This window comes from Streptomyces sp. NPDC058662 (assembly GCF_042716255.1).
GTDB lineage: Bacteria > Actinomycetota > Actinomycetes > Streptomycetales > Streptomycetaceae > Streptomyces.
Genome location: NZ_JBHXRU010000130.1, coordinates 1 through 14,328 on the forward strand (window position 1 = coordinate 1; position 14,328 = coordinate 14,328).

The window sequence follows — 14,328 nt, forward strand, 5'->3', positions numbered from 1 at the left end:
GCCAAGGCGGGCGGCGGCGGTGCCCGGGGCGCGGCCGACGCCAACCGCGGCGGTGCCCGCGGTGACGCGGCGCGCGGCGGCGCCAAGGGCGGCCCCCGTACCCCCCGCACCCCCGGCATCGGCGGAGCGGGCGGCCCGCGCCGCGGCCCCGGCAGCCGCAGCGGCCAGTCCCGTCCGCGCGAGCTGGAGGCGCGGATCGAGGAGCGCGTGCGCGACCGGTACGCCGACAAGCCCGTGATCAAGACGCCGAAGACCTTCCCCGGCGCGGAGGAGGAGGGTGAGCGCCTGCAGAAGGTGCTCGCCCGTGCCGGCATGGGTTCGCGCCGCGCCTGCGAGGAGCTCATCGAGCAGGCCCGCGTCGAGGTCAACGGCGAGATCGTGCTGGAGCAGGGCAAGCGCGTCCTGCCGAAGGACGAGATCAAGGTGGACGGCCTGACCGTCGCCACCCAGTCGTACCTGTTCTTCGCGCTGAACAAGCCCGCCGGTGTCGTCTCCACCATGGAGGACCCCGACGGCCGCCAGTGCCTGGGCGACTACGTCACCAACCGTGAGACGCGGCTCTTCCACGTCGGTCGGCTCGACACCGAGACCGAGGGCATCATCCTGCTCACCAACCACGGTGAACTGGCCCACCGCCTCACGCACCCCAAGTACGGCGTGAAGAAGACCTACGTCGCCGCGATCACCGGCCCGCTGCCGCGCGAGATCGGCAAGCGCCTCAAGGACGGCATCGAGCTGGAGGACGGCTACGCCCGCGCCGACCACTTCCGCGTCGTCGACCAGGTCGGCAAGAACTACCTGGTCGAGGTGACCCTGCACGAGGGCCGCAAGCACATCGTGCGCCGCATGATGGCGGAGGCCGGCTTCCCCGTCGAGAAGCTCGTACGGACCTCCTTCGGCCCTATCGAGCTCGGTGACCAGAAGTCCGGCTGGCTGCGCCGCCTGACCAACACCGAGGTCGGCATGCTGATGCGCGAGGTCGGCCTGTAGGACCGCGGTCGGCCCTGCCGGCCCGGCGCCCCGCAGCACGGAAGCGGCGAGAAGCCCGCACTGCCCCACGGCAGTGCGGGCTTCTCGCTTGTCCGGAAGCCCCTTCCCTGTTTATAGTCACCTTGACTATTAAAGGGAGGGGGGCCCGGCATGAACTGGACCCTGAGCTGGACCGAGGTCCTCGGATTCGCCACCGGCGCCCTGTGCGTCTGGCTGGTCGCCCGGCAGCACATCGCGAACTGGCCCGTCGGCATCGCCAACAACGTCTTCTTCATCGTGCTGTTCACCCAGGCCGGCCTCTACGCCGACGCCGGGCTGCAGATCGTCTTCATCGCCCTCGCCGCGTACGGCTGGTGGTCCTGGACCCACGGGGGTGGACCAGGAGCCGCCGCGAGCCTGCCGGTGCGCCGTACCACGCGCGCCGAATGGCTCCTGCTGGCCGCGGCGGGGGCGGTGGCGGTCCTCGCGCTCACCCTGCTGCTGGACCGGGCCACCGACTCGACCGTCCCCTTCTGGGACGCGCTGACCACCGGGCTCTCGCTGGCGGCCACCTACGGCCAGTGCCGCAAACTCGTCGAGTCCTGGTGGCTGTGGATCGCCGCCGACCTCGTCTACATCCCGCTCTACGCCTCCAAGGGGCTGTACCTGACCGCGGTCCTGTACGTCGGCTTCCTCGCGCTGTGCGTGCTCGGGCTGATCGGCTGGCGCCGGTCGCTGCCGGCGCCGGACGCCCGCACCCCCGCGGGGGCCGCGGCATGAGCGGCGGCGAGCGCTTCGGCCACGGGCTGGTCCTGGGCAAGTTCTACCCGCCGCACGCCGGCCACCACCACCTGGTGCGCACCGCCCGCGACCAGTGCGAGCGGCTCACCGTGCTGGTGTGCGCCGCCTCCGTGGAATCGGTCCCGCTCGCCGACCGCGTCGCGTGGATGCGCGAGGCCCACCCGGACGCCGAGGTCGTCGGCGCGGTGGACGACATCCCCGTCGACCTGCGCGACCCGGCGGTCTGGGAGGCGCACATGGACATCTTCCGCAGCGCCGTCCCCGGGCGGGTGGACGCCGTCTTCACCTCGGAGGAGTACGGCGGCGAGCTCGCCCGCCGGTTCGGCGCGCGGGAGGTGTGCGTGGATCCCGCGCGGACGCTGTTCCCCGTATCCGGGACGGCCGTACGGGCGGATCCGGCGGGCTGCTGGGACCACCTGGGGCCCGCCGTACGGGCCTCCCTGGTACGGCGGGTCGTCGTCCTGGGCGCCGAGTCCACCGGGACGACCACGCTCTCCCGGGCCCTCGCGGCGCACTACCGGCGCCGCGGCGGGGTGTGGGCGCGCACGGGGTGGGTCGCCGAGTACGGCCGCGAGTACAGCGAGCAGAAGCTCGCGGCCGCCCGGGCCGCGGATCCCGCGGCGTCCTGGGAGGACGTGTCCTTCGCCTCCCCGGAGTTCCCCGTGATCGCGCGGCGGCAGGACGCGGCCGAGGAACGGGAGGCCCGGCTGTCCTCGCCGGTGCTCTTCTGCGACACCGACTCCTTCGCGACCGGCATCTGGCACGAGCGGTACACGGGCGGCCGCAGCGCGGAGGTCGAGTCCATCGCCGCGCGGACGCACCGGGACCTGTACCTGCTGACCGACCACGCCGACGTGCCCTTCGAGGACGACGGACTGCGCGACGGGCCGCACCTGAGGCCCTGGATGACCGGCCGGTTCCGCGAGGAGCTCACGCGCACCGGCAGACGCTTCCTGGACATACGGGGCGACCGCGACACACGGTTGGCGACAGCCGTGGCGGCCGTCGACGAACTCCTCGCCGAAGGCTGGCACTTCGCCGCGCCCCTGCCGGAGAAGCGGTGAGCGGCGCGCTGCCGGCGGGCTACGACCCGTACGCCTTCGAGCCCTTCGCGGTGACCGTCGACCTGGCGGTGTTCACCGTACGGGCCGGGCAGCTGCACGTGCTGCTGATCCGGCGCGGCCAGGAGCCGTACGCCGGCGCCTGGGCGCTGCCGGGCGGCTTCGTACTGCCCCGCGAGTCGGCGGAGACGGCCGCCCGCCGGGAGCTGGCGGAGGAGACCGGGCTGGCCCCGGACGTCGTCGCCGCCCTGCACCTGGAACAGCTGCGCACCTACAGCGAACCGGACCGGGACCCCCGGATGCGGGTCGTCTCGGTTGCCTTCACGGCGCTGGTCCCCGACATGCCGGAACCGGCGGCGGAGGGAGGCGGCGACGCGGCGCAGGCCCGCTGGGTCCCGGTGGGCGAGGCGGCCGGCGCTTCGGCCGCCCTCGCCTTCGACCACGCCGCCGTCCTGGCCGACGCCCGGGAACGCGTGGGCTCGAAGCTGGAGTACACCTGCCTGGCCACCGCCTTCTGCCCCCCCGAATTCACCCTCGGCGAGCTGCGGGCCGTCTACGAGACGGTCTGGGGCACCGCCCTGGACCGCCCCAACTTCCGGCGCAAGGTCCTGGCCACCCCCGGCTTCGTCGAGGCCGTGCCCGGAGGCGCGCGACTGACCGGCGGCCGCGGCAAGCCGGCCGCGCTGTACCGACCGGGACCGGCGACGGCCCTGCACCCGCCCCTGCTCCGCCCCACGGAAGGTCCTGGACGATGACGATGACCACGACGCAGCAGCCGGCGCCCCCGAAGCGGTCCAAGCGGGCCGCGACCGGAGCCATGGTCGGCCTGGCCCTGGGCGACGCCCTCGGCTTCCCGACGGAGTTCAACGACGTGCCCTCGATCCTGGCGAAGACCGGGCCGTGGCGCGAGATGGGGCTCCCCCGGCCGGCGATCGTCACGGACGACACGCAGATGACGCTGGCCCTGGCGCGCGGCATCCGGACGGCTGGCGACCGCGGCCGGATCGGGCCGCTGCGGCTGGCCCGGCCGGTGCGGGAGGAGTACGTCGACTGGTACCACTCCCCGGAGAACAACCGCGCCCCCGGCCGCACCTGCATGACGGCCTGCCGGCTGCTGGACGAGCCGGAGCGGGACTGGCGGGACGCGAGCCAGCTGGGCTCCAAGGGCTGCGGCGCGAACATGCGGGTGGTCCCGGTGGGGCTGGTGCCCGGCTGGAGCGAGGAGGAGCGGGCGGGCGCCGCCCAGCTCCAGTCGGCGCTCACCCACGGCCACCCGACGGCCCTCGCCGCCTCCGACCTGACCGCACGGGCGGTGCACCTGCTGGCGGCGGGCACCGAGGTGACGGGCCTGGTGGGGCGGCTGCGCTCGTACGCGCTGGAGAACCGCGGCCGCTACCACGAGCGCTGGCTCGGCGACCTCTGGACGCGGACCGCCTCGGACACCTCGGCCGAGTCCTTCATCGCGCGGGGCTGGGACGACTGCCTGGCGGTCCTGGACCGGCTGGCGGCCGCGCTGCGCGACCCGTCCCCCGAGACCGACCCCTGCCTGACCACGGGTGACGGCTGGATCGCGGAGGAGGCCCTGGCCACGGCACTGCAGTGCTTCCTCCTCTTCCCGCAGGAACCCCTGCTCGCGCTGCGGCGGGCGGCCTGCACGGCGGGCGATTCCGACTCGATCGCCTGCCTCGCGGGCGCCTTCGCTGGTGCCCACCTCGGAGCGGCCGCCTGGCCCCGCGACTGGGAGGACCGCATCGAGTACCGCGACGAACTCCTGTCCTTCGGCGCCCTCTGGGACGCGTGACCCGTCCGCACGCCCCGGGCCGGACCCGGCCCGCACGGCACGCGGCGGCTCGACCGGCCGCTACCGCGCCGACGCCCGGCGCGTGCGCAGGAGGAAGTCCGCCACGCGGGCGTGGTCCGGTTCGGCCGGGAGAGGGGTGGCGGTGAGGGCCGCCTCGGTCTCCGCCACGAGGCGGTTCATCCAGGCGTCGGCCTCGTCCCAGGTGTACTCGCCGCGCCGGACCGCCAGGAGGCGTTCGCGGTGCGGGCCCGCGTCGACGGCCAGCCGGCCCGTGCGCAGCAGGTCGCGGCAGGAGATGAGCAGCCGCAGCAGGTGCATGGCGTGCTTCCAGCGCGGGGCGCCGTGGACGCGGACGTCCGCGAGCAGCTTGCCGCGCTGGGAGAACGCGTACCGCGAGAAGCTGACGTGGGCCCGGCGGGAGAGGAAGGACCCGCGCAGGTCCAGCAGTTCCTCGCCCACCGGGGTGGTCTCCTCGACCAGCGGGGAGTGCAGGCACTCCAGGATGTTCGGATTGGCGCGCAGGGCGAGCTCGCAGAAGCGCTCCAGTTCCCAGGAGAACTGCTCGTCCAAGGGGCCCTCCACATGCGTGGGGGGCTTCTCGAAGCGCCAGAACAGCGGCGTCGGGGCGAGGTAGACACCGCGCAGGTCGGTGTCGCTCGCCTCCGTGGCCAGCCCGAACGCCCGGGAGCCCATCACGCACCGGTAGACCGTGTGGTCCCGCACCAGCGTCAGATCGTCCATCCGGGGAGCGTAGGCGCGGGGGCGGTCCTCAGGCGAGCGAGATTGTGCCGTCCGTGACCTTGATCTTCTTCTCGGCCAGCGCCCGCGTGGCCGGGCCCTTCTCCACCGCGCCGTCCGTGTCCTTGAACTTGCTGCCGTGGCAGGGGCAGTCGATGCTGCCGTTCTCCACCTTGTTCACGAGGCAGCCGGTGTGGGTGCAGACCGCCGAGAAGCAGCGGTAGTTCCCGGCCGTGGGCTGGGTGATCACCAGCTTCTCCTCCTTGAGGACGGTCCCGCCGCCCACCGGTACGTCCGCCGCCTTGGCCAGGGCCTTCACCGGCGCCGCGGTGGCGGCCGTGGGGGAGGGCGGCGAGGAGGACGAGGCGGCGCTGCCCGCCTCGCTCTCGGGCTTCGCGCCGTCACCGCCCCCGCAGGCGGTGAGCGCACCGCCCGCGAGGGCGGCCGCGCCCGCCGTGAGTACCGTGCGCCGGGCGGTGCGGATGGAGTCGTTCATGACTTTCTCCTCTGGCTGTGTGGCGGTCCGGCCGTGCGGCCGGACGGGCGTGCAGCATCCTGGCCCGCGGCGGGCTCCGGGTGAAGCCTGCCGCGCCGGGTTCAGGGGACCGGCTGCCAGGGGGTCAGTGCTGCGGGGCCGCCGGATGACCCGCGTACCACCTGCCACACGCGGATCACGGCGTCCCGGTTCAACGGACCGAGGACATGGGGGTAGCGGTCCCCGGAGGCACCCTCCCGGCGGACGTCCGGGAGCAGGGCGGCCTCGTCGAGTTCCACCGCCAGCAGAGTCCCCCGTACGTCGCGGTAGCGCGCGTCGGCGATCGCCAGCGCGGTCGCCCGGTCCGCCGAGCAGTGCACGAAGCCCTCGGCCGCGAGGGAGGGCGGGGCGTAGGGGGCGTCCGGGTCCGCGGTCCAGTCGGTGAGCGGCACGAGATGGAAGATCATGCCCATGGTTGTACCCCGGCCGCCGGGCGCGGGGGTGCGCCACCTGGCGCAGCGCCCCGGCCCGGGTGGCATCGGCGCGCGCCCACTACCCTGGCCGGACGAGCCCCGCCGCCCTGCCGTACGCAACCCTGGAGCGCCCCGTGAGAACCGCCGTCGTCATCGGAACCGGACTGATCGGCACCTCCGCGGCCCTCGCCCTGTCCGCCCGGGGGATCACGGTCCACCTCGTCGACCACGACCCGGCCCAGGCCCGTACCGCGGCGGCCCTCGGCGCCGGCACGGACGAGCCGGCGGACGGCCGGGTCGACCTCGCGATCATCGCCGTACCACCGGCGCACGTCGCGGCGACCCTGGCCGACGCCGTCGGGCGCGGGGCGGCCCGGGCGTACGTGGACGTGGCCAGCGTCAAGGGCGGCCCGCGCCGGGAGCTGACGGCGCTCGGCGTCGACCTCACGGCGTACATCGGCACGCACCCGATGGCCGGCAAGGAGCGCTCGGGCCCGCTGGCGGCCACCGCGGACCTCTTCGAGGGCCGCCCGTGGGTGCTGACCCCGACCCGCGACACCGAGCACGAGGTGCTGAACCTCGCCCTGGAGCTGGTGGCGCTGTGCCGGGCGGTACCGGTCGTGATGGACGCGGACGCCCACGACCGGGCGGTGGCGCTCGTCTCGCACACCCCGCAGCTGGTGTCGAGCATGGTCGCCGCACGGCTGGAGGAGGCCGACGAGACGGCGGTACGCCTGTGCGGGCAGGGGATCCGGGACGTCACGCGGATCGCGGCCTCCGACCCCCGGATGTGGGTGGAGATCCTCTCCGCGAACCCGGGCCCGGTGGCCGACGTCCTGGCCGGCATCGCGGCCGACCTGGAGGAGACCGTGGAGGCCCTCCGCGGCCTGCAGTCGGCCGACGTGGAGAAGCGGCGCGGCGGCGCCGCGGGCATCGAGGACGTGCTGCGGCGCGGGAATGCCGGACGGGTCCGGGTACCGGGCAAGCACGGCGCGGCGCCCACGCTCTACGAGACGGTGGCCGTGCTCATCAGCGACCAGCCGGGCGAGCTCGCGCGGATCTTCGCCGACGCGGGACGGGCCGGGGTCAACATCGAGGACGTGCGGATCGAGCACGCCACGGGGCAGCAGGCCGGCCTCGTGCAGCTGATGGTCGAGCCGCGGGCGGTGGCCGCGCTGACGGCCGAGCTGCGCGAGCGCGGCTGGGCGCTGCGCCAGCAGTAGCTCCGCGCGGGACGCGGGCGGGGCCGAGGGGTTCCGGGGGCCGGTAACCTTGGAGAGGGGCGCTTTGGCGCGCCCGCACACGTACGCGCAACCAGGAAGGTGCCCGCACCGTGGAAACCGCAGCTCCGTCCGCCGTGATCGTCGCCATCGACGGTCCCTCCGGCACGGGCAAGTCCAGCACCTCCAAGGCCGTGGCCGCCAAGCTCGGGCTGCGCTACCTGGACACCGGTGCCCAGTACCGGGCCATCACCTGGTGGATGATCACCAACGGCGTCGACACCGACGACCCGCACGCCGTCGCGGTCGCCGCGGGCAAGCCCACCCTGGTCTCGGGCACCGACCCGGCCGCTCCCACGATCACCGTGGACGGTCAGGACGCGGCCGGCCCGATCCGTACCCAGGAGGTCACCTCGAAGGTCAGCGCCGTCAGCGCCGTGCCCGAGGTGCGCACCCTGATCACCGAACTCCAGCGCGCCATCGCCGCCGAAGCGGCCGAGGCCGCCGCCGGGATCGTCGTCGAGGGCAGGGACATCGGCACCACCGTCCTGCCCGACGCCGACCTCAAGATCTTCCTCACCGCTTCCGCCGAGGCGCGCGCCGCCCGCCGCAGCGGTGAGCTCCGCGGCAAGGACGCCGCCGACCTCGCGGCCACCAAGGACGCGCTGATCAAGCGGGACGCGGCGGACTCCGGCCGCAAGACCTCCCCGCTGGCCAAGGCCGCCGACGCCGTCGAGGTCGACACCACCGAGCTCACCCTCGACCAGGTGATCGAGTGCGTCGTGACCCTCGTCGAGGAGCGCCGCGGCGCCGCCGGTGACACCGGGAAGCGGGCGGGCGGCCAGTGACCGAAGGCCCCTCCCGCAAGGGTGCGGCGGTCGGCAGGCGCATCGGCATCGGGCTCATGTACGGGCTCTGGAAGCCGCGCGTCCTGGGCGCCTGGAGGGTGCCCGCCTCGGGCCCCGTCATCCTCGCCGTGAACCACTCGCACAACATCGACGGCCCCATGGTCATGGGCACCGCGCCGCGACCGCTGCACTTCCTGATCAAGAAGGAGGCGTACGTCGGTCCGCTCGGACCCTTCCTCGAAGGGATCGGGCAGGTCAAGGTTGACCGGAGCGGCACCGACCGGACCGCGATAGGCCGCGCCCTCGGCGTGCTCGACAATGGAGGGGCCCTGGGAATCTTTCCCGAGGGCAGCCGGGGTGCGGGAGACTTCGCCTCGCTGCGCGCGGGCCTCGCCTACTTCGCGGTCCGCAGCGGCGCCCCCATCGTGCCCGTCGCCGTCCTGGGCAGCACCGACAGCCGGGGACGGCTCGTCAAGGGGCTGCCCGCGCTCAAGAGCCGGGTCGACGTCGTGTTCGGCTCGGCCTTCGACGCGGGGGACGGCACCGGCCGCCGCACCCGCGGGGCGCTGGACCAGGCCACCGTACGCATCCAGGACCGGCTGACCGCCCACCTGGCCGACGCCAAGCGCCTCACCGGGCGCTGAGCGAGACTTGACCTAGTAGTGGAACCGCGCTGCGCGGGCACCACCGATCACCACGAACGACGAGGAACGGACTTCATGAACGACCAGCACGACCACGGAGCACTTGGCGACGCCGAGTACGCGGAGTTCATGGAGCTCGCCGCGGAGGAAGGCTTCGACATCGAGGATGTCGAAGGCGCGATCGACGCGGCCTCGGGAGCCCCTCTCCCCGTCCTCGCCGTCGTCGGCCGGCCCAATGTCGGCAAGTCGACCCTGGTGAACCGCATCATCGGCCGCCGCGAGGCCGTCGTCGAGGACAAGCCCGGCGTCACCCGCGACCGCGTCTCCTACGAGGCCGAGTGGGCCGGCCGCCGGTTCAAGGTCGTCGACACCGGCGGCTGGGAGCAGGACGTCCTGGGCCTCGACGCCTCCGTGGCCGCCCAGGCCGAGTACGCGATCGAGACCGCCGACGCGGTCGTCTTCGTCGTGGACGCCAAGGTCGGCGCCACCGACACCGACGAGGCCGTCGTGAAGCTGCTGCGCAAGGCGGGCAAGCCCGTCGTCCTGTGCGCGAACAAGGTCGACGGCCAGAGCGGCGAGTCCGACGCTGCCGCCCTGTGGTCCCTGGGCCTCGGCATGCCGCACCCGGTCTCCTCGCTGCACGGCCGCGGCACGGGCGACATGCTCGACGCCGTCCTGGAAGCCCTCCCGGAGGCGCCGCCGCAGACCTTCGGCGCGGGCGCGCTGGGCGGCCCGCGCCGGATCGCGCTCATCGGGCGCCCGAACGTCGGCAAGTCCTCGCTGCTGAACAAGGTGGCCAAGGAGGAGCGGGTCGTCGTCAACGAGATGGCCGGCACCACCCGCGACCCGGTCGACGAGCTGATCGAGCTCGGCGGCGTCACCTGGAAGTTCGTCGACACCGCCGGTATCCGCAAGAAGGTCCACCTCCAGACGGGTTCGGACTACTACGCCTCGCTGCGTACGGCCGCGGCCGTCGAGAAGGCGGAGGTCGCGGTCATCCTGATCGACACGACCGAGAACATCAGCGTCCAGGACCAGCGCATCATCACCATGGCCGTCGAGGCGGGCCGCGCGATCGTGATCGCCTACAACAAGTGGGACGAGCTCGACGAGGAGCGCCGCTACTACCTTGAGCGCGAGATCGAGACCGAGATGCAGCAGGTCGCCTGGGCGCCCCGGGTGAACGTCTCGGCGCTCACCGGCCGCCACATGGAGAAGCTGGTCCCGGCCATCGAGACCGCCCTCGCGGGCTGGGAGACGCGCGTCCCCACCGGCCGGCTGAACGCCTTCCTCGGTGAGGTCGTCGCCGCCCACCCGCACCCGATCCGCGGCGGCAAGCAGCCCCGCATCCTGTTCGGTACCCAGGCGGGCAGCAAGCCGCCGCGGTTCGTGCTCTTCGCCTCGGGCTTCCTGGAGCACGGCTACCGGCGCTTCATCGAGCGCCGGCTGCGCGAGGAGTTCGGCTTCGCGGGCACCCCGATCCACATCTCGGTGCGGGTGCGCGAGAAGCGCGGTGCCCAGCACAAGAAGAAGTAGCGTCGCCGGGGAACCGGAGCGCCGGGGTCAGTAGCCCCGGCGCGGAGCGGGCGGCAGGGCCGCCGGGATGTGTGTCATCCCGGTCTGGTGCTGCCGCCCGTCGGCGTAGGGGGAGCCGCCCGCGTACGAGTAGGCCGGCACCGGCTGGGGGGCGTACGAGGACTGCCGGCCGTCCGTCTGCTGCCAGGTGGGGGCGTCCCAGCCGCTGCCGCTGCCGCTGCCGGCGCCGTACGGGCCGCCGTACGAGAAGGCCGTGAAGCCGAGGTCCTCCTCGCCCGTGCGGTCGCCCGGCAGGGCCCGGAAGGAGCGCAGGTACTCCGAGTACAGGCTGTCGTAGATGGGGGTGTGCGAGACGGCCGGAGCGCTGTCCCGGTCCCGGCAGGGGCGCATCGGGGGGACGGCACTCGGATAGGACGGGGCGCGGGAGGAGTCGTATGGATGCACGTAACAGCCAACGAAACCGGCGCCCTGCGGATGCGGGCCGACGGGGAGAAAACGCAGATCGCCGGGGGTGCGCGAGACATACGGCGCACCCCCGGCGCATGCCACCCGGCCCCCTCGGCAGGGGGCTGGCGGCCGTCCGGTGGAGGGTGGGGGCGGAGCGCCCCCGGGGGCGTCAGGCGCCCGGCGTACCGGCCAGCGGCATCGAGGCGGCCACCAGCTTCCCCGCCGCGGCCGCCTTGTCCAGGGCGTCGCGGAGCAGGTCCTCGCGGGGCTGGAGGCCGATGGAGCCGACCGGGGCGGCGTAGATCAGCACGCGCTGCGTCTTGTTGACGGCCGCGCGCCATCCGTCGGTCACCGACAGCGCCTGGTGCGCCTGCCACCAGGCGACGGGCGCGCCGCCCTCGGCGCCCGGCTGGAGGACGGCGTGCAGCTGCCCGCCGGCGAGCAGGACCGACCAGCCGGACAGCGGGGAGGGGAGCTCGGCGGTGTCCGTGACGGGGATGAAGCCCTGCTCGATGAGGAGGGGGAGGAAGTCGTCGCCGGGGCCGTCGCTGCCGGGGCGCGCGATCGGGGCGGTCGGCTCGACGACCAGAGCGGGGTGGAGCTCGCCGCCGATCAGGACCAGTCCGCTGGTGATGCCGAGGACGGCCTGGCCGCCGGGCACGTTCTGCGGGGCGCCGGAGCCGCCGCCCTGGGCCGGGCTGTCGCCGGTGATGCTGCGGACGGCGCCCTGGAGCTGCTCCTCGGAGACGGAGACGACCTGGGAGGGGATGCAGGCGGCGTGGGCGAACGCGAGGACGGCGGTCTCCTCGCCGACGAACAGCACCGTGCTGGTCCGGTCGTTCTCGGGGTCTCCCGGGGTGCGGCAGGAGGTGCAGTCGTAACTGCGCGGCGCGTCCTCGCCGATCAGCAGCCTGTCGGCTTCCTCGTCGCCGATCTCGTTGCGTACCTCATCACTGACGTCGAGCATGCGCGGCACGGAGTGGCTCCTCGGCATAGGTGCGGGGCCGGGCGGCTCCCGGCTCGCCGGGCTCAACGCGGGAGCGGCGGCCGGGGTCACGCCATCCGAGGGAACGGAATCGAACCTGGCCCCCGGAGGAGTGAACCGTCCGACCGCAGCTTCGCTTTCCCGGCAACTCTTCACCGCTTGTGCGCAGTTGTTGGCCGCCGATGGCCGTCTGGACGGGGTGCCCGGGACCGGGCGGCCGGGTGGGCCGACCGGGTGGGCCCCGGGGGCCCGCCGCGTGGCGGCGCGGGCGCCGGGACGGGCCTGCGTAGCGTGACGCGATGGCCACCCCCAGGATTCCGCGCGTCGGCGCGGCCGCTGCCGCCGCCGCGCTGGTCCTCCTGCTCCCGTTCGCCGGGGCGACGGCCGCCGCCCCGCCGCCGCCCGCGCCGGGGCCGGCCGGCGCCGCGCACCCGGGTTCGCCGGGCGTGGTCGGGGACGGGCCGGGGGACTGCGGGCCGGGCGGGGAGTGGCCGTGGGACTGCGTGGCCGACTGCGAGAGCGGCGGACGGTGGGCGGTCAACACCGGGAACGGCTTCTACGGGGGGCTGCAGTTCGGGCAGCCGACGTGGGAGGAGTACGGCGGGACGGCGTTCGCGGCGCGGGCCGACCTGGCGAGCCGGGAGCAGCAGATCCGGGTGGCCGAGGCGGTGTTGGGCGCCCAGGGCTGGGAGGCCTGGCCGGCCTGCTCGAAGCGGTACGGGCTCGCCGGGCGGATGCACGCCGTGCGGCCCGGCGAGACGCTGGTCTCGATCGCGCGCACGCACCGGGTGCGGGGCGGATGGCGGGCGCTGTACGAGGCGAACCGGGACCTGGTCGGGCCGCGGCCGCAGTTGATCCGCGTGGGGATGATGCTGGTCCTCCCGCCCGCGGAATCCTCCGCACCGGCGCCGACGGCGCCGCCGGCGCCCGCGGCGCCGCCCGCACCGGTGCCGGCCCCCGCACCGGCGTCGACCCCGATGCCGTCCTCGGCGCCGCCTCCGGGAACGCCCGGGGCCGTGCCCGCGCCCGCCGCCGCGCCGCCCGGCTGACCGGAGCCGGCCGCGCCGCTGGCAGACTCGGGGCATGCTCGATACCTCCGCACGGCTGCTGCGCCTGCTGTCGCTGCTGCAGGCCCACCGCGAGTGGACCGGCGCCGGTCTGGCCGAACGCCTCGGCGTGACCCCGCGCACGGTCCGGCGGGACGTGGACCGGCTGCGGGAGCTGGGCTACCCGGTGAACGCCAGTCCCGGTACCGGCGGCGGGTACCAGCTGGGGGCGGGCGCCGAACTGCCGCCGTTGCTGCTGGACGACGACGAGGCCGTCGCCGTGGCCGTCGGGCTGCGGACCGCCGCCGGCAACGGCGTCGAGGGGATCGGGGAGGCCTCCGTACGGGCTCTGGCGAAGCTGGAGCAGGTGCTGCCGTCGCGGCTGCGCCACCGGGTCTCGGCGCTCAACGAGTTCACCGTGCCGATGCTGCGCGGGCCGCAGGACTCCTCCGCGGATCCCTCGGTGCTGACGGAGCTCGCCGGGGTCTGCCGGGACGCCGAGCGGCTGCGCTTCGCCTACCGGGACCACACCGGCAGCGTCACCCGCCGCACCGTCGAGCCGCACCGGCTGGTGTGCACCGAGCGCCGCTGGTACCTGGTCGCGTGGGACCTGGACCGGGAGGACTGGCGGACCTTCCGCGTCGACCGGGTCGAGCCCAGAGCGCCGCACGGCCCGCGCTTCACGCCGCGTCCGCCGCCGGCCGAGGACCTCGCCGCGTATGTCTCGCAGGGGGTGTCCCAGCGCGCGTACGCGGCCCGTGCGGTGCTGCGGCTGAAGGTGCCGGCGCGGGACGCCGCGCAGATCGTCGGGCCGAGCGACGGAGTCCTGGAACCGGTCGACGAGGAGAGCTGTCTGCTGCGGACCGGAGCGGTGAGCCTGGACGTGCTCGTGATTCACCTCATGATGCTCGGGTGCGAGTTCGAGGTGGTGGAACCACCGGAGCTGACGGATCGGATCAGGCGGGCACGGGATCTCCTGGGCCGGGCCGTCGAGTCCGTCGCGGTGAAGGAAATGTGAGGGACCGAAGGGGGAATCGGATGGTCTGTTCGGTCCGGTCGATGGTTATCGGCGCCGGTAATTCCCCCGGTTCTCGGGGGAATTCCGCTCCCTTTTCCCGGCGGGCGTGTCGCGGTGCGGGGGCGGCGGATAAACAATGTGCGGTTGTCGATATTCTGTGACACAAGCGTGACCCGGGACGGACGAACGTCCGGGCGCGGCGCTGACGAACGACGGAGGCGGGGGGGGGGGGGGGGGCGGGCCGCCGGGGGGGGGGGGGGGGGGGG

The 14,328-nt window shown here is 74.3% G+C and carries 16 protein-coding genes; 11 read left to right on the forward strand and 5 right to left on the reverse strand.

Going from position 1 to position 14,328, the window contains the following annotated elements; translation table 11 throughout:
- The 5 genes from ACFWUQ_RS28700 to ACFWUQ_RS28720 form a co-directional block, all read left to right on the forward strand.
- The coding region (locus tag ACFWUQ_RS28700) for a pseudouridine synthase (RefSeq protein ID WP_384543804.1) at nt 1–990 on the forward strand (990 nt) is incomplete at its 5' end.
- Between the two features lie 150 nt (nt 991–1,140).
- A complete protein-coding gene (gene pnuC, locus ACFWUQ_RS28705; protein ID WP_384543806.1) occupies nt 1,141–1,749 on the forward strand; it encodes a nicotinamide riboside transporter PnuC in 609 nt (202 codons plus the stop codon).
- Nucleotides 1,746–2,834 carry an AAA family ATPase gene (locus tag ACFWUQ_RS28710; RefSeq protein WP_384543808.1) on the forward strand — a complete coding sequence of 363 codons (1,089 nt, stop codon included), beginning with the start codon at nt 1,746–1,748 and terminating at the stop codon, nt 2,832–2,834. The genes pnuC and ACFWUQ_RS28710 overlap by 4 nt, the downstream gene beginning before the upstream one ends.
- Entirely contained in the window at nt 2,831–3,586 is a 756-nt protein-coding gene (locus tag ACFWUQ_RS28715) for an NUDIX domain-containing protein (protein ID WP_384543810.1), read from the forward strand. The genes ACFWUQ_RS28710 and ACFWUQ_RS28715 overlap by 4 nt, the downstream gene beginning before the upstream one ends.
- A gap of 2 nt (nt 3,587–3,588) precedes the next feature.
- Complete coding sequence (locus ACFWUQ_RS28720; protein WP_384543833.1) at nt 3,589–4,632, forward strand: ADP-ribosylglycohydrolase family protein; 1,044 nt, start codon at nt 3,589–3,591, stop codon at nt 4,630–4,632.
- A 60-nt stretch (nt 4,633–4,692) separates the two neighbouring features.
- Here ACFWUQ_RS28720 and ACFWUQ_RS28725 read toward each other — a convergent pair whose 3' ends face one another.
- The 3 genes from ACFWUQ_RS28725 to ACFWUQ_RS28735 all read right to left on the reverse strand — a co-directional run bounded on the left by ACFWUQ_RS28725 (nt 4,693) and on the right by ACFWUQ_RS28735 (nt 6,312).
- On the reverse strand, nt 4,693–5,373 hold the full coding sequence (locus tag ACFWUQ_RS28725; RefSeq protein WP_384543812.1) for a DNA polymerase beta superfamily protein: 681 nt from the start codon (nt 5,371–5,373) through the stop codon (nt 4,693–4,695).
- Nucleotides 5,374–5,401: 28 nt separating this feature from the next.
- Complete coding sequence (locus tag ACFWUQ_RS28730; RefSeq protein WP_384543814.1) at nt 5,402–5,866, reverse strand: ubiquinol-cytochrome c reductase iron-sulfur subunit; 465 nt, start codon at nt 5,864–5,866, stop codon at nt 5,402–5,404.
- Between the two features lie 101 nt (nt 5,867–5,967).
- The gene (locus ACFWUQ_RS28735; RefSeq protein ID WP_384543816.1) at nt 5,968–6,312 is read right to left on the reverse strand and encodes a DUF952 domain-containing protein; all 345 of its coding nucleotides are present in this window, start codon (nt 6,310–6,312) and stop codon (nt 5,968–5,970) included.
- A gap of 140 nt (nt 6,313–6,452) precedes the next feature.
- Here ACFWUQ_RS28735 and ACFWUQ_RS28740 point away from each other — a divergent pair, with 140 nt between their 5' ends.
- The 4 genes from ACFWUQ_RS28740 (at nt 6,453) to der (ending at nt 10,566) form a co-directional block, all read left to right on the forward strand.
- Nucleotides 6,453–7,541, forward strand: coding sequence for a prephenate dehydrogenase (locus tag ACFWUQ_RS28740; protein WP_384543818.1), 1,089 nt, complete (start codon nt 6,453–6,455; stop codon nt 7,539–7,541).
- Nucleotides 7,542–7,651: 110 nt separating this feature from the next.
- A complete protein-coding gene (gene cmk / locus ACFWUQ_RS28745; protein WP_384543819.1) occupies nt 7,652–8,386 on the forward strand; it encodes a (d)CMP kinase in 735 nt (244 codons plus the stop codon).
- A complete protein-coding gene (locus ACFWUQ_RS28750; protein ID WP_384543821.1) occupies nt 8,383–9,030 on the forward strand; it encodes a lysophospholipid acyltransferase family protein in 648 nt (215 codons plus the stop codon). Before cmk ends, ACFWUQ_RS28750 begins: the two co-directional genes overlap by 4 nt.
- Nucleotides 9,031–9,105: 75 nt before the next feature.
- Nucleotides 9,106–10,566 carry a ribosome biogenesis GTPase Der gene (gene der, locus ACFWUQ_RS28755; protein ID WP_384543823.1) on the forward strand — a complete coding sequence of 487 codons (1,461 nt, stop codon included), beginning with the start codon at nt 9,106–9,108 and terminating at the stop codon, nt 10,564–10,566.
- A gap of 27 nt (nt 10,567–10,593) precedes the next feature.
- Here der and ACFWUQ_RS28760 read toward each other — a convergent pair whose 3' ends face one another.
- Both ACFWUQ_RS28760 and ACFWUQ_RS28765 read right to left on the reverse strand, forming a co-directional pair.
- Complete coding sequence (locus ACFWUQ_RS28760; RefSeq protein ID WP_384543825.1) at nt 10,594–11,010, reverse strand: hypothetical protein; 417 nt, start codon at nt 11,008–11,010, stop codon at nt 10,594–10,596.
- 172 nt (nt 11,011–11,182) lie between these two features.
- A complete protein-coding gene (locus ACFWUQ_RS28765; RefSeq protein WP_384543827.1) occupies nt 11,183–11,989 on the reverse strand; it encodes a hypothetical protein in 807 nt (268 codons plus the stop codon).
- A 308-nt stretch (nt 11,990–12,297) separates the two neighbouring features.
- Between ACFWUQ_RS28765 and ACFWUQ_RS28770 the strand changes: the two genes are divergently transcribed.
- Together ACFWUQ_RS28770 and ACFWUQ_RS28775 are read left to right on the forward strand one after the other, a co-directional pair.
- Nucleotides 12,298–13,047 (forward strand): transglycosylase family protein, encoded by a 750-nt coding sequence (locus tag ACFWUQ_RS28770; RefSeq protein WP_384543829.1) that lies wholly within the window; start codon nt 12,298–12,300, stop codon nt 13,045–13,047.
- A gap of 34 nt (nt 13,048–13,081) precedes the next feature.
- A complete protein-coding gene (locus ACFWUQ_RS28775; protein WP_384543831.1) occupies nt 13,082–14,062 on the forward strand; it encodes a helix-turn-helix transcriptional regulator in 981 nt (326 codons plus the stop codon).
- Nucleotides 14,063–14,328 lie beyond the last annotated feature (266 nt).

Coding starts and splice junctions, on each gene's coding strand:
- ACFWUQ_RS28725 (WP_384543812.1), bottom strand. CDS start 5,373: ATGGACGATCTGACGCTGGTGCGGGACCACACGGTCTACCGGTGCGTG.
- ACFWUQ_RS28770 (WP_384543829.1), top strand. CDS start 12,298: ATGGCCACCCCCAGGATTCCGCGCGTCGGCGCGGCCGCTGCCGCCGCC.
- ACFWUQ_RS28775 (WP_384543831.1), top strand. CDS start 13,082: ATGCTCGATACCTCCGCACGGCTGCTGCGCCTGCTGTCGCTGCTGCAG.
- ACFWUQ_RS28735 (WP_384543816.1), bottom strand. CDS start 6,312: ATGATCTTCCATCTCGTGCCGCTCACCGACTGGACCGCGGACCCGGAC.
- ACFWUQ_RS28710 (WP_384543808.1), top strand. CDS start 1,746: ATGAGCGGCGGCGAGCGCTTCGGCCACGGGCTGGTCCTGGGCAAGTTC.
- ACFWUQ_RS28730 (WP_384543814.1), bottom strand. CDS start 5,866: ATGAACGACTCCATCCGCACCGCCCGGCGCACGGTACTCACGGCGGGC.
- ACFWUQ_RS28720 (WP_384543833.1), top strand. CDS start 3,589: ATGACCACGACGCAGCAGCCGGCGCCCCCGAAGCGGTCCAAGCGGGCC.
- der (WP_384543823.1), top strand. CDS start 9,106: ATGAACGACCAGCACGACCACGGAGCACTTGGCGACGCCGAGTACGCG.
- pnuC (WP_384543806.1), top strand. CDS start 1,141: ATGAACTGGACCCTGAGCTGGACCGAGGTCCTCGGATTCGCCACCGGC.